29 protein-coding genes are annotated in these 25,976 nt (G+C 43.2%); 11 read left to right on the forward strand and 18 right to left on the reverse strand.

The features are described 5' to 3' along the window. Positions 1 to 40: 40 nt before the first annotated feature. Together BK127_RS05930 and BK127_RS05935 are read right to left on the reverse strand one after the other, a co-directional pair. Entirely contained in the window at positions 41 to 2,803 is a 2,763-nt protein-coding gene (locus BK127_RS05930) for a CHASE3 domain-containing protein (RefSeq protein ID WP_179097396.1), read from the reverse strand. Positions 2,804 to 2,946: 143 nt separating this feature from the next. Further along, positions 2,947 to 3,165: a hypothetical protein gene (locus tag BK127_RS05935; RefSeq protein WP_076229075.1), complete on the reverse strand. Its 219-nt coding sequence runs from the start codon at positions 3,163 to 3,165 to the stop codon at positions 2,947 to 2,949. A 180-nt stretch (positions 3,166 to 3,345) separates the two neighbouring features. On the opposite strand from BK127_RS05935, the gene BK127_RS05940 reads away from it, so the two are divergent. Continuing rightward, positions 3,346 to 3,627: a hypothetical protein gene (locus BK127_RS05940; RefSeq protein ID WP_076229076.1), complete on the forward strand. Its 282-nt coding sequence runs from the start codon at positions 3,346 to 3,348 to the stop codon at positions 3,625 to 3,627. A 106-nt stretch (positions 3,628 to 3,733) separates the two neighbouring features. Here BK127_RS05940 and BK127_RS05945 read toward each other — a convergent pair whose 3' ends face one another. The 4 genes from BK127_RS05945 to BK127_RS05960 all read right to left on the reverse strand — a co-directional run bounded on the left by BK127_RS05945 (position 3,734) and on the right by BK127_RS05960 (position 6,730). After that, positions 3,734 to 4,360, reverse strand: coding sequence for an FMN-dependent NADH-azoreductase (locus tag BK127_RS05945; protein ID WP_076229077.1), 627 nt, complete (start codon positions 4,358 to 4,360; stop codon positions 3,734 to 3,736). 220 nt (positions 4,361 to 4,580) lie between these two features. Continuing rightward, positions 4,581 to 4,862 carry a hypothetical protein gene (locus tag BK127_RS05950; RefSeq protein WP_256711184.1) on the reverse strand — a complete coding sequence of 94 codons (282 nt, stop codon included), beginning with the start codon at positions 4,860 to 4,862 and terminating at the stop codon, positions 4,581 to 4,583. A gap of 114 nt (positions 4,863 to 4,976) precedes the next feature. Continuing rightward, positions 4,977 to 6,086 carry a glycine oxidase ThiO gene (gene thiO, locus BK127_RS05955; RefSeq protein ID WP_076229078.1) on the reverse strand — a complete coding sequence of 370 codons (1,110 nt, stop codon included), beginning with the start codon at positions 6,084 to 6,086 and terminating at the stop codon, positions 4,977 to 4,979. Positions 6,087 to 6,088: 2 nt separating this feature from the next. Beyond that, a complete protein-coding gene (locus BK127_RS05960; RefSeq protein WP_256711185.1) occupies positions 6,089 to 6,730 on the reverse strand; it encodes a thiamine phosphate synthase in 642 nt (213 codons plus the stop codon). A 222-nt stretch (positions 6,731 to 6,952) separates the two neighbouring features. Here BK127_RS05960 and thiD point away from each other — a divergent pair, with 222 nt between their 5' ends. From thiD to BK127_RS05975, 3 genes are all read left to right on the forward strand, one after another. Next, positions 6,953 to 7,795 (forward strand): bifunctional hydroxymethylpyrimidine kinase/phosphomethylpyrimidine kinase, encoded by an 843-nt coding sequence (gene thiD / locus BK127_RS05965; RefSeq protein ID WP_076229080.1) that lies wholly within the window; start codon positions 6,953 to 6,955, stop codon positions 7,793 to 7,795. Between the two features lie 109 nt (positions 7,796 to 7,904). Continuing rightward, positions 7,905 to 8,342: a DUF86 domain-containing protein gene (locus tag BK127_RS05970; RefSeq protein WP_076229081.1), complete on the forward strand. Its 438-nt coding sequence runs from the start codon at positions 7,905 to 7,907 to the stop codon at positions 8,340 to 8,342. A gap of 160 nt (positions 8,343 to 8,502) precedes the next feature. Then, positions 8,503 to 9,132, forward strand: coding sequence for a helix-turn-helix transcriptional regulator (locus tag BK127_RS05975; RefSeq protein ID WP_076229082.1), 630 nt, complete (start codon positions 8,503 to 8,505; stop codon positions 9,130 to 9,132). A 66-nt stretch (positions 9,133 to 9,198) separates the two neighbouring features. Here BK127_RS05975 and BK127_RS05980 read toward each other — a convergent pair whose 3' ends face one another. Continuing rightward, on the reverse strand, positions 9,199 to 9,837 hold the full coding sequence (locus BK127_RS05980; protein ID WP_076229083.1) for a bifunctional 4-hydroxy-2-oxoglutarate aldolase/2-dehydro-3-deoxy-phosphogluconate aldolase: 639 nt from the start codon (positions 9,835 to 9,837) through the stop codon (positions 9,199 to 9,201). Between the two features lie 178 nt (positions 9,838 to 10,015). On the opposite strand from BK127_RS05980, the gene BK127_RS05985 reads away from it, so the two are divergent. Beyond that, the gene (locus tag BK127_RS05985) at positions 10,016 to 10,477 is read left to right on the forward strand and encodes a DUF948 domain-containing protein (protein ID WP_076229084.1); all 462 of its coding nucleotides are present in this window, start codon (positions 10,016 to 10,018) and stop codon (positions 10,475 to 10,477) included. Between the two features lie 14 nt (positions 10,478 to 10,491). Beyond that, on the forward strand, positions 10,492 to 10,875 hold the full coding sequence (locus BK127_RS05990; protein WP_083689099.1) for a YtxH domain-containing protein: 384 nt from the start codon (positions 10,492 to 10,494) through the stop codon (positions 10,873 to 10,875). 109 nt (positions 10,876 to 10,984) lie between these two features. Here BK127_RS05990 and BK127_RS05995 read toward each other — a convergent pair whose 3' ends face one another. The 10 genes from BK127_RS05995 to BK127_RS06040 all read right to left on the reverse strand — a co-directional run bounded on the left by BK127_RS05995 (position 10,985) and on the right by BK127_RS06040 (position 19,704). After that, positions 10,985 to 12,094, reverse strand: coding sequence for a phosphodiester glycosidase family protein (locus BK127_RS05995; protein ID WP_076229086.1), 1,110 nt, complete (start codon positions 12,092 to 12,094; stop codon positions 10,985 to 10,987). A gap of 101 nt (positions 12,095 to 12,195) precedes the next feature. Then, entirely contained in the window at positions 12,196 to 14,004 is a 1,809-nt protein-coding gene (locus tag BK127_RS06000; RefSeq protein WP_076229087.1) for an EAL domain-containing protein, read from the reverse strand. 84 nt (positions 14,005 to 14,088) lie between these two features. Beyond that, positions 14,089 to 14,211 (reverse strand): AgrD family cyclic lactone autoinducer peptide, encoded by a 123-nt coding sequence (locus BK127_RS42935; protein WP_144026382.1) that lies wholly within the window; start codon positions 14,209 to 14,211, stop codon positions 14,089 to 14,091. Between the two features lies 1 nt (position 14,212). Next, positions 14,213 to 14,767, reverse strand: a complete 555-nt coding sequence (locus BK127_RS06005) for an accessory gene regulator B family protein (RefSeq protein WP_076229088.1) — start codon at positions 14,765 to 14,767, stop codon at positions 14,213 to 14,215. Next, positions 14,764 to 15,435 carry a hypothetical protein gene (locus BK127_RS06010; RefSeq protein WP_076229089.1) on the reverse strand — a complete coding sequence of 224 codons (672 nt, stop codon included), beginning with the start codon at positions 15,433 to 15,435 and terminating at the stop codon, positions 14,764 to 14,766. The genes BK127_RS06005 and BK127_RS06010 overlap by 4 nt, the downstream gene beginning before the upstream one ends. A gap of 156 nt (positions 15,436 to 15,591) precedes the next feature. Then, positions 15,592 to 16,179, reverse strand: coding sequence for a CPBP family intramembrane glutamic endopeptidase (locus tag BK127_RS06015; RefSeq protein WP_076229090.1), 588 nt, complete (start codon positions 16,177 to 16,179; stop codon positions 15,592 to 15,594). 59 nt (positions 16,180 to 16,238) lie between these two features. Then, positions 16,239 to 16,763 carry a hypothetical protein gene (locus BK127_RS06020; protein WP_144026383.1) on the reverse strand — a complete coding sequence of 175 codons (525 nt, stop codon included), beginning with the start codon at positions 16,761 to 16,763 and terminating at the stop codon, positions 16,239 to 16,241. Positions 16,764 to 17,683: 920 nt separating this feature from the next. After that, complete coding sequence (locus BK127_RS06030) at positions 17,684 to 18,343, reverse strand: hypothetical protein (RefSeq protein ID WP_076229093.1); 660 nt, start codon at positions 18,341 to 18,343, stop codon at positions 17,684 to 17,686. A 39-nt stretch (positions 18,344 to 18,382) separates the two neighbouring features. Then, entirely contained in the window at positions 18,383 to 19,030 is a 648-nt protein-coding gene (locus BK127_RS06035; RefSeq protein ID WP_076229094.1) for a hypothetical protein, read from the reverse strand. A 5-nt stretch (positions 19,031 to 19,035) separates the two neighbouring features. After that, a complete protein-coding gene (locus BK127_RS06040; protein ID WP_076229095.1) occupies positions 19,036 to 19,704 on the reverse strand; it encodes a helix-turn-helix domain-containing protein in 669 nt (222 codons plus the stop codon). A gap of 191 nt (positions 19,705 to 19,895) precedes the next feature. On the opposite strand from BK127_RS06040, the gene BK127_RS06045 reads away from it, so the two are divergent. Then, positions 19,896 to 20,333, forward strand: a complete 438-nt coding sequence (locus BK127_RS06045; RefSeq protein WP_076229096.1) for a hypothetical protein — start codon at positions 19,896 to 19,898, stop codon at positions 20,331 to 20,333. 35 nt (positions 20,334 to 20,368) lie between these two features. On the opposite strand, the gene BK127_RS06050 is transcribed toward BK127_RS06045, so the two are convergent. Next, a complete protein-coding gene (locus tag BK127_RS06050; protein ID WP_076229097.1) occupies positions 20,369 to 21,229 on the reverse strand; it encodes an AraC family transcriptional regulator in 861 nt (286 codons plus the stop codon). Between the two features lie 75 nt (positions 21,230 to 21,304). Here BK127_RS06050 and BK127_RS06055 point away from each other — a divergent pair, with 75 nt between their 5' ends. The 4 genes from BK127_RS06055 (at position 21,305) to racE (ending at position 25,938) form a co-directional block, all read left to right on the forward strand. Continuing rightward, positions 21,305 to 21,736 (forward strand): disulfide oxidoreductase, encoded by a 432-nt coding sequence (locus BK127_RS06055; RefSeq protein WP_076229098.1) that lies wholly within the window; start codon positions 21,305 to 21,307, stop codon positions 21,734 to 21,736. A gap of 121 nt (positions 21,737 to 21,857) precedes the next feature. Then, a complete protein-coding gene (melA, locus tag BK127_RS06060; RefSeq protein WP_076229099.1) occupies positions 21,858 to 23,156 on the forward strand; it encodes an alpha-glucosidase/alpha-galactosidase in 1,299 nt (432 codons plus the stop codon). A gap of 783 nt (positions 23,157 to 23,939) precedes the next feature. Continuing rightward, positions 23,940 to 25,025, forward strand: coding sequence for a polysaccharide deacetylase family protein (locus BK127_RS06065; RefSeq protein WP_256711186.1), 1,086 nt, complete (start codon positions 23,940 to 23,942; stop codon positions 25,023 to 25,025). 103 nt (positions 25,026 to 25,128) lie between these two features. Further along, on the forward strand, positions 25,129 to 25,938 hold the full coding sequence (racE, locus tag BK127_RS06070; protein WP_076229100.1) for a glutamate racemase: 810 nt from the start codon (positions 25,129 to 25,131) through the stop codon (positions 25,936 to 25,938). The last annotated feature ends 38 nt before the right edge of the window (positions 25,939 to 25,976 follow it).

The raw sequence follows: 25,976 nt of genomic DNA on the forward strand, positions 1-25,976 counted from the left end.
TTGTGATCAACGGTGGCTTCTTTTTATATTCTTTTTGATTTTAGGATTTACTTAACCAAACGCGCATAACAGAAAATAATTGCTCTAAATTGATCGGTTTACTAATATAATCGGAGGCGCCAGCTTCCAGACATTTTTCACGATCATATTTCATCGCTTTGGCTGTGAGCGCAATAATAGGCATCTCATTCAGCTGCTCATCCCGACGAATATGTCTCATCGTCTGGTACCCATCCATCTCCGGCATCATAATGTCCATCAAGACAATGTCAATCTCCTTATGGAGATCCAGCATATCCAGACACTGCCTTCCATTATGAGCCGTGAATACACGCATACCCTGCATTTCGAGGGCCTTGGTCAAAGCGAATATATTTCTGACGTCATCGTCCACGACCAGTACCTGCTTACCGCCAAAAATCGATTGATGGATCACGGCAGGCTTGGTCTCAGGAATGATCAGGTTATCGATAGCCGGGGCTTCAGAAGGAGCCTCAGACAGCTCCAAGGCGCTAACGGCAGTAGCCGAGGATTCAGCATACATCGTAACCATCTCCATCGATGAAGGATTGTGAAGGCAAGGTATATAGAGTGTAAATGTACTTCCTTTACCTTCTTCACTTTCCAAAGCGATACGGCCACCAAGTAAATTTGCAAATTCACGGGATATCGACAAGCCGAGTCCGGTTCCCCCATATTTGCGTTCTGTTTTCCCGTCAACCTGCTGGAACGCTTCAAAAATCAGCATACGTTTGTTAACAGGAATACCGATGCCTGTATCCGATACCGAAAAGGCAATGACATTGGCTCTGCTTGCATCCGGCAGCGCAATATTGGCTTCAAGCGGATCTGCCTTTCGAATGGACAAAGTGACAGCTCCACTTTCGGTAAATTTGAAGGCATTTGATAACAAATTTTTCAGTATTTGCTGCAGCCGCTGTTCATCCGAGAAAATCAAAGAAGGAAGTCCAGGATGTTGAATAATACGGAATTGCAGGTTGCGCTGCTTGGCAATTGGTGTGAAATTGCGCTCCATAACATCAGGAAGCTCTGTCAGATTGACAGCTGCAATCTCGATCTCGAGCTTTCCAGCCTCAACCTTGGATAGATCAAGAATATCATTAATCAATGACAAGAGATCATTCCCGGAGGAATTAATAATTCTTGCATATTCCTGTTCATCGGCATTTAGCGTACCATTTGCATTTTCAACTAAAAATTGGGACAAAATAAGCAGACTGTTGAGCGGTGTACGCAGTTCATGAGACATATTAGCCAAAAATTCCGATTTATATTGAGAGCTTTGCTGCAACTGCTCGGCATACAGCTCGAGTTCTTTCCTGGCCTGCTCCACCTCAAACGATTTTTGTTCGGCAAACAGGTTCTGTTCTTCCAGATGCTCATTCGTGGAACGCAGTTCCTCTGTTTGCACCTGTAATTCTTCTGCTTGTGTCTGCAGCTCTTCCGTCTGTGCCTGTAACTCCTCGGCCATGGTCTGAGACTCACTGTATAAATTTTCGATTTCCGTACGACTGGCCGCATTGTGCAGTGTGACTCCAAAAGGCTCGGCAATTTGTTCAAGAAGCTCTCGTTGAAGCTTGGTAAATTCGTTCAAGCTGGCCAGTTCCATGACAGCAAGCACATTTTTTTCGAAAATAATGGGTGCCACTATAATTTGTTTAGGTGCTGTATGGCCCAAGCCTGACGTGACTTTAATATAATCGTCCGGTAATTGATTCAATATCAGAATTCGATTTTCCGATGCGCTTTGACCAACTAGACCTTCACCCATTCGGAAGCTTTCCACACCTACACCATCTGCTTGCCCAGCATAAGAGGCGAATCGGATCAACAGATCTTTTTTATCCGCGATCTTACGTAAATACAAGACTCCATAGTGGGCTTCGACTAAACCGGCGATTCTATTGATGAAGGATTGAGTTAGCAATTTCATTTCGGTCACACCTTGAAAAGTTGTTGCCATGTCCGTAATTTGGGTGTTGATCCAATTTTGTTCTTCAAGCTTGGACAACAGTTCGTTCGTAATCTCAGCGAGATCGCCAACCTCATCCTTTGTTTTCACTTCAACCCGCATGGATAAGTCACCCTTGGAGGTCGCAATATGTTTGATCGAGCCTGTGACTTGCTTGATCGTATTAACGATGGAACTGGATGTGATTAGAGCGATTAGCACAGCGATAGCGGATACTACAATCCATATGGTGTTTAATATCGAAAGAAGTACTTCATTATCACGGATGAGTTGTTGACTCCGCGCCTCGGTAAAGGAGAGCTCAGTGCTTCGAAAGGCTGCAAGCTGGGAGCGCAGCTGATCCGTATATTTTTTACCGATATCTAATTTGTAAAATTCAATGATTCCCGAGTTATTATTATCCTTTTTCATCGATAATACAGGATCTCCCGCTTCAGCGATCCAAAGCTCAATGTTGGTTTTTATCTTTTCCAGATTTTGCACCTGTCTGGGATTATCCATAATCAACTGACGAAGCTTATTATAGTTTTCTTTCCAACTGCTATACCCATTATTATAAGGGATCAAATACTTGGCATCTCCGGTTATGACATAACCGCGCTGGCTATCTTCCATATCCAGTAAGTTTTTTTCAATATCATTGCTAAGATTATGAACCTGAAAATCGTGTCCCGTGATATATTCTCTATCTACTTTCATCGACATAACACGATCATTAATTAAAATTATGGATATGCTAAGGCCAATAAGTACGATAAGATAGCCCAGTATAATTTTTGTTCTTAAATTGAATCTTACTTTGCTGAACAAACTGTAAATACCTCCCCTTGAAGCCTGCATCGAACTGAACAACATATTTAAACCGTTTAATAGTTAGAATTTCAAGCTTAACTCTATCATAAAAGCGATGGGTATAAAAGCTGAATTTCAAAGTTTCCAATGGCAGGATATAATCAAATACTCCGATATAATAAGTAAATGGAACCATCTCTGCTGTCCAGGGAATGGTTCCATTTATGTTTGCGCTGTAACTTTTCTTTATGTTCTCTCAGAGTTGGTGTTATACGTGCTGCAGGGTCAAGTCCATTCCAGCTTAAGCGATTAAGCTCGGGATTGTATTTCCCTTCGCGTGCCTGCTTTTGACGAATTTTTTTGGCTTTACTAAGTGCCATTATGGCACCTCCTTCATTAAGAATGATTCTTCTACTAGTATACTAAATTTGAAGATATTTTGTAACGAAAGAGTTTGACATTTTTGCAACGTTACGGTGAATCGGTTGTGTTCGACAATTCGTTTTGGTAATCTAATGAAAGATTGCTGCAAACAATAGACCCATTCGGGAGTGAGTACGTTGTCCTACGATTTTTACTATTGGCTGATTATGGGTATCGGATTTATTATTCCAAATTTGGCAGGGGTGGGGCTGATGTGGAAGACACAGAAGCTGCTCATGTCTTCAGTGGTTTCACTAGCTATCAATTTGATTATATTCGCAGCAGCTAGTTTATGGTGGGCTTCTTTATTTGTCGGATTTCCACGTACTTTTGGATTGGCAGGCTATGGTATTGCATTTGTGAACATTGAAGTGCTGCTGCTGTTCACTTTGATTATTATGAGAAAGAAAAGTACTTGAGTCGTCTTTGCATCTGTTAAAAGTATACGAAAAACTCCCACATCCCTAACTATATAGGTGTGTGGGAGTTTTTAGGTTCATGATATGTTGATTCTTCGTTAAGCTCTTAGAAAGAAGCGGCAGCAGCTTTAGCTTTTTCCAGACCTTCTTCAATAATGGCTTGACCACGATCCGGGAACTGGTTATGTCCTTCGACAACAACAGTAGTAGGATTTTGAACTCCGAAGAAATTAAAGATCGTTTTAACATAGTTCAGGGACATTTCGATTGCAGCGGCAGGACCTTCGCTGTAAACTCCGCCACGTGCGTTCAGCAATGCAACTTTTTTGTCGCTAATCAAGCCTTTAGGGCCTTCAGCTGTGTAGGCAAATGTTTTGCCTGCTTGTGCAACATACGTCAAATACGTCAATAATTGTGCAGGAACCGTGAAGTTCCATAGTGGGAAAGCAACAACGATTTTGTCAGCTGCAAGGAACTGCTCCAAATATTTATTAACATTGTCGGCTTTTTCCTGCTCGGTTCCTGTTAATTCGTAACCCTTGCCAAGCTTGAAGAGGCCAGTCAATGTATCTACATCGTAGTATGGCAATGTTTCATTAAAAAGATCCAGTTCTTCAATATCGTCATTGGGGTTAGCTGCTTTGTAGCTTTCCAAAAATGCATAATATAATTTGACGCTTACTGCTTGATCAACCGGACGTCCATTAGCTTTAATAAATAATACTTTTGACATAAGTATGATGCCTCCTGAAATTAAATTAACTTACTTTACTTTAGTATGATATTAAATTAGCTTACGTTTGTCAAGTGACTAATAATTAATAATTTGCGAAGGATTTTTGAAATAATCATTGGAAACAATAAAAAAAGCTCCTGATCGGAGCCTATTCGTCGAAGATACATCCGTGGTTTACATGTAGCTTTTCTTATCTCTAAAAAAAGAGCTGATCGGATTACTCCGAAGCTCCTTTTTTGGTCAGGTAAGACTTGAATTTTCTTTCGCGGGCCTCCCAGCGAAGCACGGATATAAAAAATCCGATTGAAGCAAACACGATTAGCCGAATGTATAACCAGGACATTTGAAAGGTATGCTGTGTCAGCCATTCCATTCCTGTAATTATGGCAGTTACTGCGATTCCCCAGGTTAATATACCAAAATACATGACATACTTGCCTTTGCCCATGGTTCTTCTTTTGCGCCACTGAGTGGCTTGTTGTTCGTTCATTTCGTTCATAAAGCTGCTCCTCCTGAGTCGGTCTCGATCCATTCATTTCGTTACTTGGAGTTATTCGCTATTGAGCGCTCGAAGTCCTCCTGCATGTAAGTTGTTCACAGAGGTTGGTCTGCGTTAGACAGCTCTCGCGCGGTCGGGTGAGAATGGGGTCAGATCGATTGTGGTTTGCTCTCCCAGAATCAGTTGTTTAATTAGCTTGCCTGTAGCAGGGGCTAATAAGATCCCATTGCGGTAGTGTCCCATTGCAACCGTTAAGCCAGGAGCTTGAGTAGATGTTCCCATAAACGGCAGTCCATCTCTTGTACCCGGACGCAGACCTGCCCAGGTGCTGACAAGCTCAGCTTGTTCTAACGACGGCAGCAGCTTGACGGCTTTGCCGAATAAATCACTTACCACATTCACATGACAGCGTTTGTTAAAGCCTGCTTCTTCTTGGGTAGCTCCAATAATCATGCTTCCATCGAGCTTCGGTACGATATAACAGCCTTGTGTAAATACGGTGCCTTGTAGGACAGGCGCTTCGGTTCTCACCGATATACACTGCCCTTTAACTGGAAATATCGGAAGCTCCAGGCCAAGTGGATCAGTTAGAGATGATCCCCAGGCTCCCGCGCATATAATGACATGATCGGCGTATAAGGAGCCCTCGGCTGTTCGCACACCTTCGATGCGACCCTGACGTTCTATCAGCCCAAGTACAGGTGTCCATTCACGAATTTCGCAGCCAAGCTTGTGAAGGCCTGCTTGCAGCGCTTTGGCGAGCTGTACGGGATGAATTTGATGGTCCTGAGCAAAGCGAAGGCCACCCAGAATGTGTGGGGAAATACCTGGTTCCATAGCAAGCATCTCCGATGTGCTTAACCACTCGGCATTCTGAATCCATGGGAGGCGGCTTTTCAATTCCTGCTCGTCGTCGGTGTGAAGTGCGGCACGCAAAATTCCTTGAGCTATGTACTGTGGCGAAATCGCGCTGATTTGATGAATTTCCTCGCTCCAATCACGATATAATTGTTGGCTCAGACGGCACAGCTCGTAGAAGGCACCAGGATGATGTGTCTCTACCTGTGCTCCCAGCATGCCTGCGGCAGCTGTTGAGGCTTCCTGATTCAATGCCCCTTTATCCACTAGGGTACAGCGTATTCCGCTGCGGGCAAGCTCCCATGCTATCGTGCAACCTATAATACCGCCGCCGATAATGATTGCGGATGTAGACCTGGTGTTCAATATTAACCTCTCCTTGGGCTGTATTGGGAAACATTCAATGCTTCTCGATAACGGATGATTTGTTGAGCGGGCTCGGGATGCAGCAGGATGGATGACAGCAGGGCAATACCACTGCATCCTGTCGACAGCACTTCCTCAACTCGGGACACCTCAATGCCGCCAATTGCAATAACAGGGATCGGACTAGCAGCAACAACAGCAGCCAGGGTGGCAACACCACGGGGTGCGAGTCCGGCCTTGGAGTTCGATTCATAGACATGGCCATAGAACACATAGTCGGCTCCATGCTTGGCTGCGTGTACCGCCTCCTCGGCTGAATGGACAGAGCAGCCTATACGGACGGCCGCGGGCATAATCTGGCGGCTTTGCTGAATGGTCAGACTATTATATCCAAGCTGGACGCCAGGGGCTTGTACGGCGAGAGCCGCATCCAGCCGATCATTGATATAAATGGCAGATTGGGCGAATAACGGCTTAAGAGTTGTGTACCATACTGTCAGCTCGTGAGCGCTGCGTTGTTTTTCCCGTAAATGAAACATATCAATAAGCTCAGTCGGGCACCTGGAAGCAATGGCTGCTACTTCGTCAAGTTCCTGCTGAGCTGTAGTCAGGACATGAAGCTCATGCTTTCTTATGGGAAGCACTTCCTTTGGCGGCAATCGATTTAGGACCATCATAACGCAGCCTATGCAGACCGTCAAAGCGTTTGAGAAAGTTGTCATAAAATGCTCAATAAGCTGCTGACTTGACGGTGGGAAAACAGACCTATACACTTTATGATAAGAGTAAGACATGTTAACCTGTAATAGAAGTTATTGGTTGTGAAAACAGACCTTATGAGCACGCACTAGAAGGAGAGAATAAATGTGGACCAAGTCTTTAAAGCACTAACCATTGCAGGCTCGGACAGCGGTGGTGGAGCGGGCATTCAGGCTGATTTGAAAACTTTTCAAATGCTTGAGGTTTATGGAATGTCAGCGATTACAGCTGTAACCGCACAAAATACACTCGGAGTTCATGGTATTTATGATATTCCTATTGAAGGTATAGCGAAGCAAATTGAGTCGGTTATATCGGATATTGGCGTTGATGCGCTCAAGACCGGCATGCTGTCGCAGCCTGAAGTCATTGAACTGGTCGCGGATCTGGTGACTAAGCATAAGCTGAGTAAGCTCGTTGTTGATCCGGTGATGATTGCCAAGGGCGGTGCTGCGCTGTTGGCTGAGCATGCACAGGATGCGATGCGCAAGCGATTACTGCCGTTAGCGGCGCTGGTGACGCCGAACATTCCGGAGGCAGAGGTCATTATCGGGATGGAGATATCCTCATTGGATACCATGAAGGAAGCAGCGGTTCGAATTGTTGAACAATTTGGTTCAGCAGCTGCGATTATTAAAGGAGGGCATCGAATTGGCGATCCCACCGATGTCTTATATGACGGAAAGCAGTTTCATTTTTTCACCGCAGAACGTTATGAGACACGCCATACCCATGGAACAGGCTGTACATTCTCAGCTGCGATTACGGCTGAGCTTGCCAAAGGCAAGACCTTGACTGAAGCGGTACAAACAGCCAAAACCTTCATCACACTGGCAATTCGACACGAGCTTGGTATTGGTGGCGGACACGGACCTACGAATCATTGGGCTTATTGGCGTGAAGCACAGACTCATTCGGGTTTGCAGGCAAAGGAGCAAGGGAAATCATGAGCTATGAATATTTGATGCAAGCAGCCATGTTAATCATTCTGATGCTGGCCAGTTTTCCGGCTATCATGCTGTGGTCCAAATGGAGAAATAAGAAACGGAGATAAAACCCATGTATTATGTCAATCATGAACAAATTGATTTGCGACTGAAGTTTATTCCCACACTGATCGCGGCATGTGAGCAGCTGGAGAAAGTCTGGGAGCTGACACCATCATCCGAAAGGCTGCTGCTGCATCTGGCCCAGGAACGTATTCTGCATTTATCGATTGAGACCATTACCGACGTCGGCAGCTTGTTAATTGATGCGTTCATGATGCGGGATGCCAGCAGCTACGAGGATATTATTGAGATTCTAAGGGATGAGCGTGTATTTGAAGCAGATACAGCCGCTGTTTTTCGCGAGTTGGTACAGCTTCGGAAGTCGCTAGCGCAGGAGTATGCCAGCTATCCCCGAGAAACTCTTCACCCACTGATCGGTGCGCTCCCATCTGCACTTGCCATTTTTGAAGCTGTGGTTCCCGCGTTTATTAGCCGTGAGCTGGTATAAGAATCCTTAGGAACTGCTGCCGCTGATCTTGTGAGAAAACTGGAAAGTTATGATACTTTTTAGTATAATAATTTACTTATAGCTGATTTTCATATACAATCTATTTATGAGCAGGATTGTCAGGTGAACACGACAGTAAACAATAAGGCGGTGAGACTAAGTGACCCAGGAATTTGATATGTCGACACGTAGAGTCGTACTGACCATGTTGAAAACCAAAGGACCTTTGGCTGTCAGCGAAATAGCCAAGCAGCTCGGAATTACGGAAATGGCTGTACGCCGGCATTTGAATACACTGGAACGCGATGGTCTGATCGAATCGAAGCTGGTACGCCAAGCGATGGGAAGACCGACGAATTTATATTCGCTGACGGAAAGTGCAGATGAATTATTTCCGAAGAATTACTATAATTTGACATTAGATCTGTTAGGTGAGCTTGTGGAAGAAGCAGGCGAAGCCAAGGTACAGCTGTTATTTGAACGTCGTAAGGAAAAGATGATTGATCGCTATGAAGAGCAAATGCAAGGCAAAGAGCTCGGGGATCGGGTTAAGGCGCTGGCGGAAATTCAGAATGCAAATGGTTACATGGTAAATTGGTCTGCTGACGAGGATGGTACCTTTGTCATCAATGAGCACAATTGTCCGATTTCTCAGGTAGCCAATCAGTATAATCATGCTTGCCATTGTGAACTGATGATGTTTGAGACTTTGCTTGGTGCCGATGTCAAGCGTACGGAATGCTTGGTCAAAGGCGGACTCAAATGCTCGTATTCGATACAAGCCAAATAAAAACGATCTCCCGCACATAATTAGCGCAGGAGATCGTTTTTATTTTAAGGTATGATGACGGTCTGGTTACTTCACCCACACATTAGCTGTCAACGCTGCTGCTTTGTCACGAATCCATGAGAAATTACCAGCGGCAATTTCCTGCAAATTGATCAAAGACCCGCCAATTCCCAGACCATAGCAGCCCGCTTGTATAAATTGCCCAATGTTGGCCTCATTAACCCCGCCTACGGCTACCATCGGGATGTGATTAAGTGGTCCTTGAAGCTCTTTGATATAGGCTAATCCAAGGCTCGCTCCCGGGAATATTTTCACTGCGGTTGCGCCTGCTTTCCATGCCTTGACGATTTCAGTTGGCGTCATGGCTCCCGGGAAAATTGGAACCCCTTGCTCTACAGCATAACGAATAACATCCTCATCCGTGTTTGGGGTGACTATGTAGGAGGCACCTGCCTCAATCGCTTGCTTCGCGTCTTCCATATCGAGTACGGTTCCCGCACCTATGTACATGTGATCGCCGAACTGCGCTTGCAGCTTGGTAATCATCGATAAGGCCCCAGACGTATTCAATGTTATTTCCATAGCTCGGATCCCGCCATCCAGCAGCGCTTGAGACAGATCGTTAATATGACGTTCCTCCACCCCACGAACTATCGCTATAATCCGCGTTTTTTCAATCCATTGTAAACCTTGTTCACGATTCATGCTACCATCCACCTCATCCACAAGTTATGAGTCTATTATGCCACCTTTTGCACGAACAGGCTATTGCTCCACTAAACAAATTTGAGAAATGTGTGTCAAATCGCTGGGCTGCTACCTATAATGTAGTATTCCATAGGCATTCGTCCTGGGAAGCTGCTTGGAAGGGAGGTCCGGATACATGGATTGGCCATTAATCGTTAGCTTAGCAGTGCTCACAAGCGTGATGGTGATTGGAATTGCCCTACTCTTATGGATTGAAGTTCGTCGAGCCATCCGCAGGTCGTTAGCGATGATGGAGCGGATGGAGGCACAGATGAAGGGTACGCTGGAAGACACCCAACAGCTGATCCAAACCACGCAAAGCCTGACAGTTGATATCCAGCGCCGTTTACATGCAGCAGATGGAATTATGCAGGCCATTCAGAGCACGGGTGAAGCCTCTGCGAGTCTATCCAAGTCTATTAAGGGGATATCGGGGGTGTTGTCCAATTCGATAACAGAGGCCCATGCTACTCTTCAAAATGAGCAAGATACGGTGCGTAATCTTATCGCCATGACGACTATGGGTGTGGAGCTGTGGCACAAATGGCAGTCTCGGAAACCTTCCAAACCAAGCTCACCTACGAATGAACAACAGTGAAGGAGATGATCAGTTTGACAACCAATAACAGAAACAAGGATTTGTTGATCGGAGCGGTAGTAGGTACTGTATTGGGAGCAGTGACTGCACTGCTCTTTGCTCCCAAATCAGGCAAGGAGTTGAGAACGGATATTGCGGATGGTGTGCAGCAGGTTTCTACCAAGACCCAGCAGGCTGCAGAGTCGATTGCCGATAAAACGAAGCAACTGGCTGGTACCTTAAATGAAAAAACACAGCTAGCCGCGCAAACAGTGAGCCGCCATACATCGGAATGGTCCGAAAAAGCAAAGGAAACGGCATTGTCCTGGAAAAATAAAGCTTCATTGTCCATCACGGAAGGGACAACGGAATCCACGGAGAACGAGTTAACGACTCAGGACGAGTCTAAAGTAAGCTAGGTACACAAACCCGTTAGCAAAGCCTGGTTGGCCCCCACAACAAAAAGACATGGTTCCAGCAGCGCCACTTCGTTGCCGTATCCGTGTCTTTTTATTGTAAGGCTCAAAATCACCATTTGGAGGCATCAATCTTGCTAGGGTCTAGACCTTCCCAAATATTACGTATCGGGGCCGAATTGGGGTTATCAAAAACGAGCCATGCCGTAGGCAAATACCGTTCGCCATATTCACTGGAAGGACGGTTTACAATCTTATTGTCATGGACTAGAACTGTAGAGGAGCCACCATCCAGATTAGCAGCTGTCACCGCACCTTTTTCCAGAAATATTTGTTGAATATCATAGAGCGTGGCACCGATACTGTAGCCGGGCTGTCTGCCATCAATAATGGCAAACATGATCGTGCCATCTGCTTTTTGTGCCATCGCGGTCCGTGGTGCAACGCCCCAGCCGTCCGCCTGACTCTTGATCTGGCCCACACCGTTAACGATAAACCGCGGTGCAAACGTAACCGCCTCCTGAACGCCCATTTGCAGCAGCTCACTTGGCTTGTATTTACCAGCAATCATCCGACCTTCCTTATCGATCGCCACGATATGATTCGCTGTATTCATGTCGCCATCGTTATAAAAAATCTTACCGCCTGAAATGACAATCCCGGTTGGCTGAAAGCCATTTCCTTTCCATTCCGGATCGACGAAGCCGCCTGCATTCACACCAGCAACCGCACCGAGACGCTGAACCATGGAGGATACCTTCTCGCCTTTGCCTGCTTTACCGGGAACACCTATTCTAAGCTTTTTGGCGTCGTTGACAATCAACAGCTTGCCTTTGAAATTTTTCCCTTCGATCGGTTCGATTTGGACAAGCGGCTTTTTTTCGACAACTTTGGTTTCCACGGGCTTGTTCACCTGGACAAGCTTTTGATCCTTGATTTCGGCAAATTTATCAAATTGCTTCCAATAACTGTCGACACGTTTGTTAAGCTCTTCCTGACCAATCAAATAGACGGCCCAATGCCGATGCTGAGTAGAAATTAGTGTGTCAGCCATCATATAACGAAGATTGGAGCCCGACTCTGTCAAAAAGAACCATAAACTGAACATCATCCCAAACATCATTAGCACGATAGAGGTATACAAGGTTAATGTGAGGATAACAGAGTTGCTTTTCTTTTTTACCTTCTTTTTGACGCCCCTTAATGCAGTTGTTGCTGCCATGTTCGATTCCTTTCCTTATCTCTATACTATGATCACTAATTAGTAGACGAAAAAAAATAGAAAAAAGTTTCAGTACAAGACCGCACACTTTTTTCTATGATTCAGATGATAGACAGTTGTTTATTTTCTCTAAGCAAAATTTCAAATTCATCAGCCGAAATCGGCTTACTGAACACATAGCCCTGAATTTCATCACAGCCTCGCATAATTAAAAAATCGAGCTGTTCCTTTGTTTCGACACCCTCTGCAAGGGATTTGATTTTTAATTGCTGAGCCATGGCAATAAGTGCCGTAACGATAGCGGCATTTTCCTCATCAAAGGTCACATCTCGGATGAACGATTGATCGATTTTGAGCGTATGTACTCGAAATCGCTTCAGATAGCTGAATGATGAGTAGCCGGTGCCAAAATCATCGATAGAAATAAAGACACCCATGGATCGCAGCTTTTGCATCGTTTCAATAATATAAGGGACGTTCGTCATAGCGACATTTTCTGTAATTTCCAGGCAGAGCAATGATGGATCAAGGCCCGTTTCCTCCAGAGTGTCCTCAATGATTTGAACAAACTGAGGCTGATGGAATTGTATGGCTGAAATGTTGACAGAAACACGAAGCGGGTGGTTACCAAGCGATTGCCACTTTTTATTTTGAATGCAAGCTTGCCTCAGCACCCAATTGCCTATCGGAATAATAAGGCCGGTTTCCTCGGCCAGCGGTATAAATTCAGCAGGAGAGACCATTCCCCATTCCGGATGAAACCAGCGGATGAGCGCCTCCATACCGAATATTTCACCATGGCTCAAATCGACAAAGGGCTGGTAATATACGTGGAATTCGTTACGCTCCAGTGCTTTACGCAAATTAATTTCCAGACTCAATCTGTGCATAGAGCGTTTGTTCATTTCCGGATGATAGTAATGGTATGAATTCCCACCTTTCTCTTTGGAACGATACATCGCAATATCCGCATTTTTCAATAAGGTTTCTGCATCCGTACCGTCGTTCGGATAAAGACTGATTCCGATGCTGGCTGTCACAAACAGTTCCTGCTCTTCGAAAATAAAAGGTTCCTTGAGCAGCTCCGGAATCCCTTTGGCAAATTGAGCGGCTTCATCCATGCTGGCAATATTAGATAATAATACAATAAACTCGTCTCCGCCGAAGCGTGCAACAAGATCTTTATCCAGAACGTAATCTTTAAGCTTATTGGATAAAGCATGAAGGAGCAGATCGCCAACATGGTGCCCAAGTGTATCGTTAATCACTTTGAAACGGTCCAAATCGAAGAAAATAATAGCCATTTTACCGTTGGTTCGTTCTGCTTCGGCGAAGCTCCTTTTAAGTCGCTGATCAAAATGCAATCGGTTTGGTAAATTGGTGAGAGCGTCGTGGTAAGCCATATGTACGATCTTTTCTTCTGCACGCTTGCGTTCGTTCACGGCACGGATCGTTGCATAAGAACGAAGCAGTTGACCATCCTGAGTCTCGCTGATGATTTTTTCAAACAATTGATCATGTTTTTTGGGATTGTGTTCAGCAGAGCTCGGATCCGATGTACGAATGAGCTGGATCACATTCTCCACATGTTCGCGGTGAATACGGGCCGTAGAAGCTACTTTGTACTTATTACGGTCCTGCTTGTTGAGATAGACGATGCCTTTCTTATTGTCATATTCCGCCACATGATTCATATTGACGATATTGGCATTATCCAATAATCGAAAGCCATCCTCAAACAGCCATTCCTCCAAATTGTCGAATGAGAAGTCAAGGTAATACTGATGTTCTTGGGTATGAATAATAATTTCACGATCACGAATTTTGTCGATTTTGACAACTTCGCTGGAATCAATAATCAGTATTTCTGACCCTCTCTTGCCATCTCGCGTGACGGGAATTTTCTGCATAAAGACTCAGCTCCATAAGAGAAGGATTTGATAGCACAATAGGGGCCGCGGCAAAGCGCAGCCCCTACATGTTACAATAACACATTATTTTTTCAAAAGCTCTTGTGGAGTTTCAGGACGGTGCCCAATCCAGGAGTTTGTTGTTACAAATACAGCAGCCAATGCCATCAGAATCATATTTGCAACAATAGCCAATTTTATTTTCATATTATGTACACCTCCTTTCTATAATATCTCTTAACTTGTATGCAGGCTGCGTTGTCAATATGGCTTGTATAAAAAAAGCTGAAGTTAATACTGTAGATTGAAATATAAGATTGCTTAGAACCAACATAATAGCAACCCCTTTCAACAAAGGGTAAAATTTGGGGTCAAGACTGCTCATATTTTGTATATCATTAGGTGCAGTTCTGTAATAAATAAGAATCGATATCAAGTCTATGAATAAGTAATAGTAATTAAAAGTAAATGTCGAAAATCCGACACAGATAAAAATGAAGACTGAAAAGATACAACAAGATAACGAAGATGAAAGGTGAAGACCGCCAGTAATAGATCGTATAGCTACAAAAGCAATAATTCCCACCAGGCAAGCAGTGAAATGTCCAGCGAATGCAGAGATTAACAAAGAGATAATTACTGCCGTTGTTGTATTTATAAGCAAGCTCAATGCATATTTTAACACTGCCTCAGAGCCTGCATTAGCATTGTACTTACGAATTGACTTGGCAATAGATTCAGAATAATAGTCGATAAAGTTCATCTATTGGACAACCTTTCACGTCGATTCTTCCAAAGCTTTCTATTATGTTTGTAAGCCAGATATATTCCTATTAAGAAAATGAAGCCAATAAAAATTGGAATGGCAATGTATACATAGGATACTTTAAAAGCTAAAACTTCCACCTGTAAGGCAATGACAGCAACAACCAAAACGCCGGAAAGATAAAAATTGTAGCCCTTCAAGGCATCATTACTAGTTGTGTGAAAGCCGAGCTTGTATCTCTGTAGCGGATATACGAGTAATAGTATAATTACAGTAACAATTAAATCAAACATAACGAACTGAGTAATAGAGGTTTTGAGCATTTGTTCAGAAAACAGGTTGAAATTGGACCCAATGGAAAGTACGAAACCTTCAATTGTAACAACAGCTGCAGTACCTATTACACAAAGTAATAAAGAAAAAATTAAAGGCAATCTGAAAAGGAGAGTAATCAGAATAATTTCTGTTATTAGTACAGGTAAGGTAGCAAACAAAGTTTCGTCAATAACATCTCTGATAAACACGGATAGTAAAGCCATAACAAAAGCAATAAAAAAAACTTTGTAAAGTGAATATCGGAAATAAATTCTAAACATGGATAGACAAAGTAATACCGTAGCAGAGAACTCTACAGTAGAGAAAATGATCTTCATTAGCAGCAGCATTTACTAGCACCTCTATCACTATTTTGATATTCATGATTGTAATGGCATAAGAGATTTGGCGTAATAGGAAACATTTCTCAATAATTAAGTTTAGTTTAATATACTCTTGTTAACTTAACAAGTAGAATTTTGTCGAATAAAACGTTTTCATAAGACTTAACCTTTCAAAGTTCTTACTAACAAAGATATATAATTTAAAGCAGCATGAATAAGCATCGCGGTGACAATTGTGCCGCTCTTTTTGTAGACGTAACAAAGTACCATACCTGTAATAAAATAAGCACCTAATCTTTCGATACTAAAATGTCCCATAGCAAAGATAGATGAAGATACAATTGAGCCTATCCAAAAAAGATTTTTGTTGTTAAAATAACCGAAAATGATTTTTCTGTAGGCAATTTCTTCAATAATAGGAGCAACAACAACGACATAAAATGGCATGACAAGATAATTTTGGATAAGATCATCAGTTATGATTTGTGAATTCCCAATAAGCAAAGCGTTGGCTGCATGAGCAAACATACAATATTTAAGACCATTAAATGCCCATTTATACATCTCATGATTTCGTAATAGTGTATTGAAATCGGTGTTTTGAACTTCTTTTCTCAGCATAAATAGAAACACGATGCAACTGCTTATAGGAAGTAGGGAAACCGTATATTTATTAAGAAAAAAGACGACTGGACCTGGACCGACAAATATGAAAAAGATAGCAAGTATTAGAATATATTCTTTTTTCAATCCAATGCTCCTTATGTATGTAAGTAGGGGAAGCAATATTGAAGTCGAGACATCAGAAGTTAATCCATTAATTCACTTTTATAACTGTAATGCAGTACAAAAGCAAGCAAGGTTACAACTGCAATCGCAATAACAAAAAACATTTCATTCCAGAAAAAAATAGAAAGACTAACCAGGCTTAAACATATGATGCCTGTCATGGCGCTGAAATGAAGCTTGCTTAGCACTTCTGCTGTTTTAGGCTTTTGTATAGCAGACCTTGAGGAAATAAAGGTAAATCCCCACCTAAACTTCACCATAATACAAGCTAACAGAATATTAAAAGCAGCAACCCAGGCGCCTTGGACAACATATTCATTTTGAGTTACTGTTAAAAACTCATTGTAGTCAAATTGTACCATGATAGCGTTATAACTGAACTCTATAAACAAACCGTAAACAAACGTAATACCGATCATGAGGATACTTTGCAGAAATCGTACCTTGAAAAATAGCAGCAGGCACAGCAAGAAAAACAGCGGTTGGATTATAGTGATTAAATAAACAATTTTCCAGCTTTGTAATAAGGCTCCTACATTCACCATAACGAAAGTTCCTGCTGCAATCGGGATTAAATAGGAACGTAAACGCATTCGGAAAATTACAAGAGAAAGAATATACAATGAAGGCCAAACCAGAAAATGGATCATATATTCCGGTATGTGGTCAGTAGTAAACATATAATTCCCCCTTTTAAAGTTGCTGATTTGCTTTTGTTACTAAATAATTAGTTGACTAGTCATGAAACTCTCTTTTATAACTGTAATGAAGAACAAAAGCAAGAATTGTAGACGTAGATGTAAAGATGAACAAAAACATGTCTTTCCACAAATACACAGATAAACTGATCATGCTAAACGAAGCAAGGAAAATTAAAACACTTAAGTAAAGCTTGTTTTGTATGATCATGGCACTTGAATGAATTTTACTGTTTCTAGTTGATATAAAGGTAAAGCCCCACCTACTTCGTATAATCAAGTAGGTTGTCATGTAATTGATAAACGACACCCAGAACCCTTGCATGATATATTCATCTCGCAGTATATGCAAAAAATGTTGGTAGTTGAATTGAGCTACGATCATATTGTAAACAAACTCTGCAGATATAGAGTAAACAAATACCAAACCGATCATCATAATGCTGTGGAAAAATTTGAAACGAAACACAACCATCAGGCAAAATAAAAAAGCTAACGGCTGAATGATTGTTAGTAGGTAAATTATTTCCGAAGACTGCAGCAAAGCGGCAACAGGCGTCATAATGCAGGTACTTACAATAATTGGAATTATATATTGTTTTAACTGCACACGAAACAATGCGAGGGCCAGTACAAAAAAGGAAGGCCAAACCAGAAAATAAATCAAATATTCCAGTATTTTTTCAATAGCCAATATTCGGTTCCCCCGTATGAATAATTTTTTTGGTTTCATTTTGTTAGCAAGAATGAAGTACCGAGCTTCTGGACTAATCAAGGAGTTCTCTCTTATAACTAAAATGTATAACAACGGCGAGTATTATAGAAGTAGCAGAAAGTACTACTACAAGCAGTTCGCTCCACAAATAAAGGCTTAAACCAATCATGCTAAGAGGAAAAATAATGACCATCGCACTTAAATACAGCTTATTTTGAATATTCAATGTCCCAGAACGGATTTTACTGATTCGTGGGGAAATAAAAGTAAACCCCCATCGAGCTTTTATTATGATATAGATGGTCAAATAATTGATAATGGCCATGAAAATACCCTGCATAATGTATTCATCTTTGGATATTTGTAGAAACTTTTCGTAATCGAATTGAGCTACGACAACATTGTAGCTGACTTCTAAGAAAATATTGTAGATGTATACAAGACCAAGCATAATGATGCTGTGAAAAAACTTGAAACGAAATACGACCATCAGGCACAATAAAAAAACCAATGGTTGAATAATGGTTATTAAATAAATCAATTTTGAAGCCTGCAGCAAGGTGGCAGTAGGGGCCAAAATACAAGTAGACACTACAATTGGCAATACATATTGCTGTAATCGTATACGGAATAATGCAAGGGCTAACATAAAAAAGGTAGGCCAGACCAGAAAATGGACAAGGTACTCCAGCGCTTGTTCAATAGGAAACATATAGATCCTCCGACTCATTATTTTGGACCTTGTTGCTATCTATTCCATAGCTTCCCTACGATAAGCCTCCCTGATCACGACAAACCACAAAATAATAACCACTATTTGCAGAGTCATAGCGATGTGGGTATTGAAATAAAAGAGAGAAAAGCTGGACAGCATCAGGATGACAAGTGTAACGAAAAAGGTCGGCATCATCCGTTTGTTTTTTCGTACAAAAGCTTCTGGTTTGATCGAGTGGCGCGGAATAAACGTAAAGCCCAACCGATATTTGATGACCATCCAACAAAGGAACAGGTCAATAAAAATGATCAGAATGGCCAATGCAATATCTGTACTCTGTATAGCGACTAAAAAATCGATCGATTGCAGCCTGGCTGAGGCAAAATTCAAGACAGCCTCAAGGCTGAAATTGATTAAATAGGAGGTTATGGTAATGATGATTGCATAGAACCAATGAAGTCTGAATATAAGCCAGTAGCACAATATAGCGCTAATGGGCTGCACCGTTGTAATTAAATATATTTTATGATGAATTTGCAAGAGGACTGATATGTAATCCAACAGTATGGATGATGTAATAATTTGCGCCCAATAGGACCGCAGCTTTAAACGAAATAATACCAAGCCAAGAGCCAGCAGGGATGCCCAGCCGAAGAAGAAAAAGATTGCCAGCTCAACAATCATTATGCTTAGCCTTTATTACGGGCAGGAGAGATCGATGCTTCTTTGCCGCTTGTTTTGCCAAATGAGAATTCAAGGCTGGACTGATTGTTGTTGGCTACATGCCGTACAATAAGATCGTGGTATTTGCGCTGACGGGTAGCTGATATCGTGACACAAACCCCTTCACCTGAGGCATCAAAATATAAGAAACCGTTGCGTTCGTCGTATTTGCGGATATTATGAAAATTCACATAGAGATCAGAATCAATCTTTTTGAATCCACTCTCTTCCAAGGTATCCAGGAAATCGCTGAAGTCTCTTAATGAATCAATGCTTTTCTTTAATCGGGCTTGCTGATCCGCATATATAATATCTCTCATACCAATTTCGATGTAGTACACATGGCTCAGATCGACCTCAATATCAGGGGTAGCCGCGTCAGGCATCAAATCGTGCTCTTCAAGATGCCCGGCTTTAATCATCAGTTCCTTATAGGGGTAGCCGTATGCGTTGGATAGCTTTTGTAAGGTATCGGGGGATGGCGTTATTTTTTCATTGGTGGAACGGTTTTTTTCTAATTCCAAATCACGTATATACGCATGCGATAATCCGCTTTTTTTGGCTGCCTCTCTCAGGGAGATGGAACCGCGCAAACTTTCAAGAAATTTGCCAAAATTAGGGATAGCTTGTCCCATTAAAATCACCTCTTAATCGTTATTGTAAGGGAGCCTGTATAGAAATGAAATAGGTTGATGCGAAAATGTCGGAAGTTATTTTTATTTTCTCACATACTGCCAGTAAATTAAAGTAAACCTTGACGTAATGTAGTATAAATACTACATTTATCACAGGGGGAGCAATACCTGAATCGGGAGGGGGATACATATTGAAAGACAAAAGCATGAAGCGTTGGAGCACCTATGAGCCCTTTTTTATTGAGTTTAACGGATACAAAATTGCTGATATTGTCGTTACCAGTCATGCCCTGTCCCGATGGTCGGAACGAGTGGATAGCGACCAAGGCAATATCGACTATATATGCACCTTCTTATGGGAGGTATTGAAAAACAATCGAATCCAGCCCTATTACGATAATGAAAAAGAAGTATATTTGATCGATGATGATTTGGCCGTGGTATCCGAATTTATGGTGCTCAAGGATGAAACGGATATCACGGGCAAACCTTTGCATAAAATGATTATTGTTACCTTTTTGGGACGTTTGTCGGAAGATATTCAGCTTCGCGATTTGAAAGCGTATTACTCCTGGCTGCGGCATTCAAGGCGGATGACACTGGTGAAGCATGGCAGAAAACGAAAATGAACAAAAGGGTTGTACTTTGTGGGAATGCCGATCGATTATTCATTGCAATCATAAGGGTTGGTGGTTTGGTCCTGCCGGTATTCAGACGGTGAGCGGCCAAACCACTTTTTAAATTGCTTGGAAAAGTACAGTGCATCTCCGAAGCCGACGGATGAAGCGACCTGCTCCACAGTCAATGTATCCTGCAGCAGCAGTCGTGCACGCTCCATCCGTATTTTCAGCAGGAAATTCATGGGTGACATTCCTGTGTGCTGCTTGAACATTTTTGATAAATGAGTGCGGTGATACCCAAGGCTTTGTGCCATTTGTTCGATGGATATTGGCTGATTGTGCTGGAGAGTCAGCCAACGGATCGCCTGTTCAATTTGCTGCTGAATCCCTGACGCCTCTTCCTTCGGAACGTTGGTCTCATGATGGGATTGAGCATATTCGGCAAGGATCAGCCGCAGATAGCCTTGGGACTGCAAATCACTATTGGGAAGCCGCGCCTGCAGCTTGTGATCCAATTGATGAAATAAAGCATTGAGCTTTCGGTGCTGCTTGGTCATATTCACGGGTCGGTGTTGTGAAAGACCCAGCATATTCAAGTATTCATCAGCCCGATTGCCCTTGAAGCCTATCCAACGATAGCTCCACGGATTCAATTCATCCGATTCATAGCTGACTAATTCCCCGGGAAATATAAAAAAGCTGCCCCCACGCTCCAGATGATAGTCCTGCCCCATACAGCGAAAGGTTCCTTCACCCGATACCACATAATGCACCAAGTAGTAGTCAAGCACCTGTGGCCCTACCTTGTGCAGTGGATTCGTCTGAGCATGCCCGCTAAAAAGCACGGATAACTCCCCTTTACTGGGATGCGGATTGAATGAGACATGATGATGATGTGAACTCATGTGGAACACCTCGATTGATTTTGATATGATGAAGTGTACATACCTATATTAGAAGGAAACAAGGAGCGCTGAACGATGGGCTGGAATCGGTTTATTAAAGAAAATGGACTACATATGTCTTGGATTGTTGCAGTAATGGCTATGTTTGGAAGCTTGTACTTTTCAGAGGTTCTGAACTACCTGCCCTGCAAGCTGTGCTGGTATCAACGAATATTGATGTACCCATTGGCGATTATACTTGGGATTGCTGCCGTTCGCAAGGATACGAAGCAGTTTATCTATGTACTTCCTTTAAGTATATGGGGGATGGGGATTTCGCTGTATCATATCTTGATGCAAAAGACTTCCTGGTTCAAGGAAGCAGCAACTACGTGTGGGCCTGTTCCGTGTGATGTTGACTATATTAATTGGCTTGGTTTTATTACAATTCCTGTGCTGGCTTTTATGGCTTTTACATTAATTACAATTATTCAACTTGCTCTATGGTCTGCAGTTCGTAAAGGCTAACGACAAACGCACTACATTTATCCATGTAAAAATGGTTTGTCTCCATATGCATTCCCGGTTTCTTGACGTATAGTTCTAGTTAAGGTTATGAACTTATTCAATGAACTGGGAGGCTGTTACGATGTCCAAGATTACATTTTTAGGTGCAGGTAGTACCGTATTTGCCAAAAACGTGTTGGGTGACTGTATGATGACCCCTGCTTTGCAAGGCTTCGAATTGGCTTTGTTCGATATTGATGCCGAGCGTCTGAAGGATTCCGAGAACATGCTGAATAATTTGAAGCAATCGATCGGTAGTACATGCAACGTGAAAGCGTATTCGGATCGCAAGGAAGCGCTGCGCGGAGCCAAATATGTAGTTAATGCCATCCAGGTTGGCGGTTACGATCCTTGCACAATTACAGATTTTGAAATTCCGAAGAAATATGGTCTGCGTCAGACGATTGCGGATACGCTTGGGATAGGCGGGATTTTCCGTAATCTGCGGACACTACCCGTGATGCTGGATTTTGCCAAGGACATTCAGGAGGTTTGCCCGGATGCCTGGTTCTTAAACTATACGAACCCGATGGCAGTTCTGACGAACGGGATGAATACGTATGGCGGTGTCAAAACCGTAGGTTTGTGTCACAGTGTTCAGGCGTGTATGCCGCATTTGTTCAAGACGCTTGAGATCGATACGGAAGGCGTGCAAACCAAAATCGCCGGAATCAACCATATGGCCTGGCTTTTGGAAGTGACCAAGGACGGTAAGGATCTGTATCCGGAAATTAAACGCCGTGCCAAAGAAAAACAAAAAGAGCAGCATACGGATATGGTGCGTTATGAGCTGATGTTCCGTTTTGGCTATTATGTAACTGAATCCTCCGAGCATAATGCCGAATACCACCCTTATTTTATTAAGAAAAATTATCCGGAGCTGATCGAACGCTTCAATATTCCACTCGATGAGTATCCACGTCGTTGTATCCGTCAGATCGAAAAATGGAAAACGATGCGTGAAGAGCTCGTTAACAACAAAAATTTGGAGCATAATCGTTCCAAAGAGTACGCTTCCTTCATGCTCGAGGCTATGGAAACCAACAATCCGTTCAAAATTGGCGGTAATGTGATGAACACGGGCTTAATCACGAACTTACCTCGTGAGGCTTGCGTTGAGGTGCCTTGTCTGGTCGATTCAAGTGGTGTAACTCCGACTTATGTAGGCGATCTGCCTCCACAGCTGGCTGCCTTGAACCGTACGAACATCAACACTCAATTGTTGACATTGGAAGCGGCGATTACCGGTAAAAAAGAGCATATTTATCATGCGGCTATGCTGGACCCGCATACGGCTGCCGAGCTGTCGATGGATGATATCGTAGCGATGTGTGACGATCTGATTGAAGCGCATGGTAATTGGTTGCCGAAATTCGTGTGAAGAGATGAAGTGCGGTGAATATGGGGTGCTGCGCGGCCGTGCTCAAAAAGGCAGTTCGCTGCAGAGAAAGGGGATGCCTCCGGTCGCTGTTGAAATCGTGAATTTTGAATTTAGGGTTACGGTATATTCACGATTTCAAAGGCGAACGCTACGCTCCTACAGCATACCCCTTTCCCTTCCGCTATCCTTTTTGAACACTACGGCTGCTTCGCTGTATATTCACCGCACTTCGGGTGAGGGAAGTAGGAAGAGAAAAGATTAAAAACCAAAAAGGACCCTCCGAGAGAAATATCGGAAGGTCCTTTTGGCACATTAAAGGGCATGACAAAAGAGCAGAAAATGACTTGCTATCGCAGAAAAATGAAAGCAGCTATCACAACTATAACGAGGCAGACGATCAAAATAATCAGCTTGCTTTTTTGAGGCTTGGTCGTGCTGTCCTTGACTAAAGCATTTCCTTCAGTACGACTGGCGAACGTTCCGCAATACTTGCAAGGAAGGTGTTCCTCAACGATCTTCTCATTACATTTTGAACAATATAGCGCCTCCATTTGCATCACTCGCAATCTGATGGGATTTTGTCAAATGACATTAGTCCTCTATATGTATGGAGCCACATTTGATTTAATAAATACTAAGAACGGAACAATGGAGCGGGGACATATACCGAATTTCGATGGAACGTGAGCCTCTAAGCTGTTTTTCACAACAATTTCTTTATGCCTTACTCTTGGAATGTTATGATGAATGAAAGCGAATAACCTACGAATGGAGCGAACCTACATGATGAAGAAACGAAGCCGCGCAGGCGCTGCAGCTTTGACGATAATCCTGTGCGGTACTTTGCTTGCAGCTTGCACAGGGACAAGCGGTTCGAATGAGTCGGCGCAGCAAACCGAAACCGGCAAGCCAACACCTTCCGGGGCTGAAGCGATTAAAGATACGAAGCCTACGCCTGCCCCGGAGCCGGTACAAGCTCCCATGGAGCCGTCACCTATACAGCCGCCGGTGGAATCACCAACTGCTCCAGTTGAAGCACCTGCGCAGCCACCGCTCAAGCAGCCGAGTAATCCTGCAGCCGCCATTGTAGGCAATGGGGGAGACAGCGGATACGGAGCCTCTGGCAGTACTACCGTAGCTGCGAATACATATAAACCGCGGCAGCCAATCACGAATGATCGTAAGGATTATTCATGGTACTATATGAAGCAGCCGAAGGGGAAGGTCCCGAATTTTCCTAATGAAATCAATCAGTACACGGATAACATGAAGGCATTATGGGTCGGAACCGGTAAGAAAGTATACTTAACGATTGATACGGGCGGTCCGATGGGCGATACAGAGCTCTTGATCAAATCGCTGAAAGATAATAATGCCAAAGCCAACTTTTTCATTGCTGGATATAACGTCAAAAAAGATCCGGATTTCGTCCGTAGACTGGTCGAGGATGGACATCTGGTTGCCAACCATACGATGACGCACACGGATATGAATTTACAGACAGACGAGCAGGTCAAGAAGGAAATTCATGATTATGAAAAGCTGTATAAAGAAGTGACGGGCCAAGAGATCCAGCCGTACTTCCGTTTTCCTTACGGTCGCTATAATATGCATTTGTTAAGTATGGTGTCGGATATGGGCTATACCTCAGTATTTTGGTCAACGGCAATGAAGGACTGGGTACCGCGTGCTAATGGAGCAGATGATCCATATAATGATATTATGGGAAATCTCCATGATGGCAATATTGTGTTGATTCATCAAGGCTCCCCTGAAAATATTGAAGCGTTGGATCGGATTATTAAAGGGATACGTAAAGCTGGCTACGAGCTTGCCTTATTGACCGATATTCAGCCTCCAGGTAGATAATTGGAGCGGACAGGGTCATCCTTGCGGTACGTTTTGACTTCCTGCAACATACTTTATTTAGAGGTATGCGGTATATATTCATATACAAAGGAAGCGAATATTCGTGCAGCAAGCGATAGCCATACTGGATTCCGGAGTGGGTGGGCTTACCGTAGCCAGAGAAGTAATGCGTCAGCTCCCCAAAGAGCGAATCTGCTATTTTGGCGATACCGCCCGCACACCTTATGGACCCAGATCTTCAGCGGAAGTTATTCAGTTTACACATCAGATTGTCGATTATCTTATGCTCTTTAATCCGAAAATGGTCGTAATCGCATGCAATACAGCGACAGCCGTAGCATTGGACGAAATCCGTTCCCGCCTATCGATTCCCGTAGTGGGCGTTATTCATCCCGGTGCCCGTGCTGCAATCAAAAACACGAAAAGCGGTAAGATCGGCGTTATTGGAACTGAAGGCACGATTAAAAGTAAAGCCTATGAGCTGGCTCTGCGCCAACTATCACCGCATATTCAGGTGTCGAGCCAAGCCTGTCCCTTGTTTGTGCCTTTAGTGGAAAAGGGATTGTTCGAGGCCGAGCAGACGGCAGCTGTAGTTAAAAGCTCATTGCAGGAGCTAAGTAATGTACCGATGGATTGTCTGATTCTTGGCTGTACGCACTACCCCTTTTTGATTAAACCGATCTCGGAAGCGATGGGGCCACAGGTAGCACTTATCAGCTCCGCAGATGAAACGGCGAGGGAGATCAGCGCGATTTTGTACCATAAAGGGATGTTGGCGACGACAGAAGAAATGCCAGTACATCAATTTTTTTGCAGTGGAGATCCATGGATGTTCAAAAAAATAGCACAAATTTGGTTGAATGATCAAATTGGAGTCATGCCCGTCATTTGGCGATCTCCAACAATTTTATGAGACAGCGATTCGGGAGCCATAAGCTTTCGGATCGTTTC

This window comes from Paenibacillus sp. FSL H7-0331, assembly GCF_001956045.1.

Bases quoted from the DNA above. Each gene is read 5' to 3' on its own strand.
- BK127_RS06050 (WP_076229097.1), bottom strand. From the start codon at position 21,229: ATGAGTTCACATCATCATCATGTCTCATTCAATCCGCATCCCAGTAAA.
- BK127_RS05970 (WP_076229081.1), top strand. From the start codon at position 7,905: ATGTATTATGTCAATCATGAACAAATTGATTTGCGACTGAAGTTTATT.
- BK127_RS06000 (WP_076229087.1), bottom strand. From the start codon at position 14,004: ATGCAGAAAATTCCCGTCACGCGAGATGGCAAGAGAGGGTCAGAAATA.
- BK127_RS06020 (WP_144026383.1), bottom strand. From the start codon at position 16,763: ATGGTGAATGTAGGAGCCTTATTACAAAGCTGGAAAATTGTTTATTTA.
- BK127_RS06035 (WP_076229094.1), bottom strand. From the start codon at position 19,030: ATGATTGTTGAGCTGGCAATCTTTTTCTTCTTCGGCTGGGCATCCCTG.
- BK127_RS05935 (WP_076229075.1), bottom strand. From the start codon at position 3,165: ATGGCACTTAGTAAAGCCAAAAAAATTCGTCAAAAGCAGGCACGCGAA.
- BK127_RS06005 (WP_076229088.1), bottom strand. From the start codon at position 14,767: ATGAACTTTATCGACTATTATTCTGAATCTATTGCCAAGTCAATTCGT.
- BK127_RS06040 (WP_076229095.1), bottom strand. From the start codon at position 19,704: ATGGGACAAGCTATCCCTAATTTTGGCAAATTTCTTGAAAGTTTGCGC.
- BK127_RS06010 (WP_076229089.1), bottom strand. From the start codon at position 15,435: ATGCTGCTGCTAATGAAGATCATTTTCTCTACTGTAGAGTTCTCTGCT.
- BK127_RS06030 (WP_076229093.1), bottom strand. From the start codon at position 18,343: ATGTTTCCTATTGAACAAGCGCTGGAGTACCTTGTCCATTTTCTGGTC.
- BK127_RS05995 (WP_076229086.1), bottom strand. From the start codon at position 12,094: ATGGCAGCAACAACTGCATTAAGGGGCGTCAAAAAGAAGGTAAAAAAG.
- BK127_RS05985 (WP_076229084.1), top strand. From the start codon at position 10,016: ATGGATTGGCCATTAATCGTTAGCTTAGCAGTGCTCACAAGCGTGATG.
- BK127_RS05980 (WP_076229083.1), bottom strand. From the start codon at position 9,837: ATGAATCGTGAACAAGGTTTACAATGGATTGAAAAAACGCGGATTATA.
- melA (WP_076229099.1), top strand. From the start codon at position 21,858: ATGTCCAAGATTACATTTTTAGGTGCAGGTAGTACCGTATTTGCCAAA.
- BK127_RS42935 (WP_144026382.1), bottom strand. From the start codon at position 14,211: ATGAAAATAAAATTGGCTATTGTTGCAAATATGATTCTGATGGCATTG.
- BK127_RS06065 (WP_256711186.1), top strand. From the start codon at position 23,940: ATGATGAAGAAACGAAGCCGCGCAGGCGCTGCAGCTTTGACGATAATC.
- BK127_RS05950 (WP_256711184.1), bottom strand. From the start codon at position 4,862: ATGAACGAAATGAACGAACAACAAGCCACTCAGTGGCGCAAAAGAAGA.
- BK127_RS05945 (WP_076229077.1), bottom strand. From the start codon at position 4,360: ATGTCAAAAGTATTATTTATTAAAGCTAATGGACGTCCGGTTGATCAA.
- BK127_RS06055 (WP_076229098.1), top strand. From the start codon at position 21,305: ATGGGCTGGAATCGGTTTATTAAAGAAAATGGACTACATATGTCTTGG.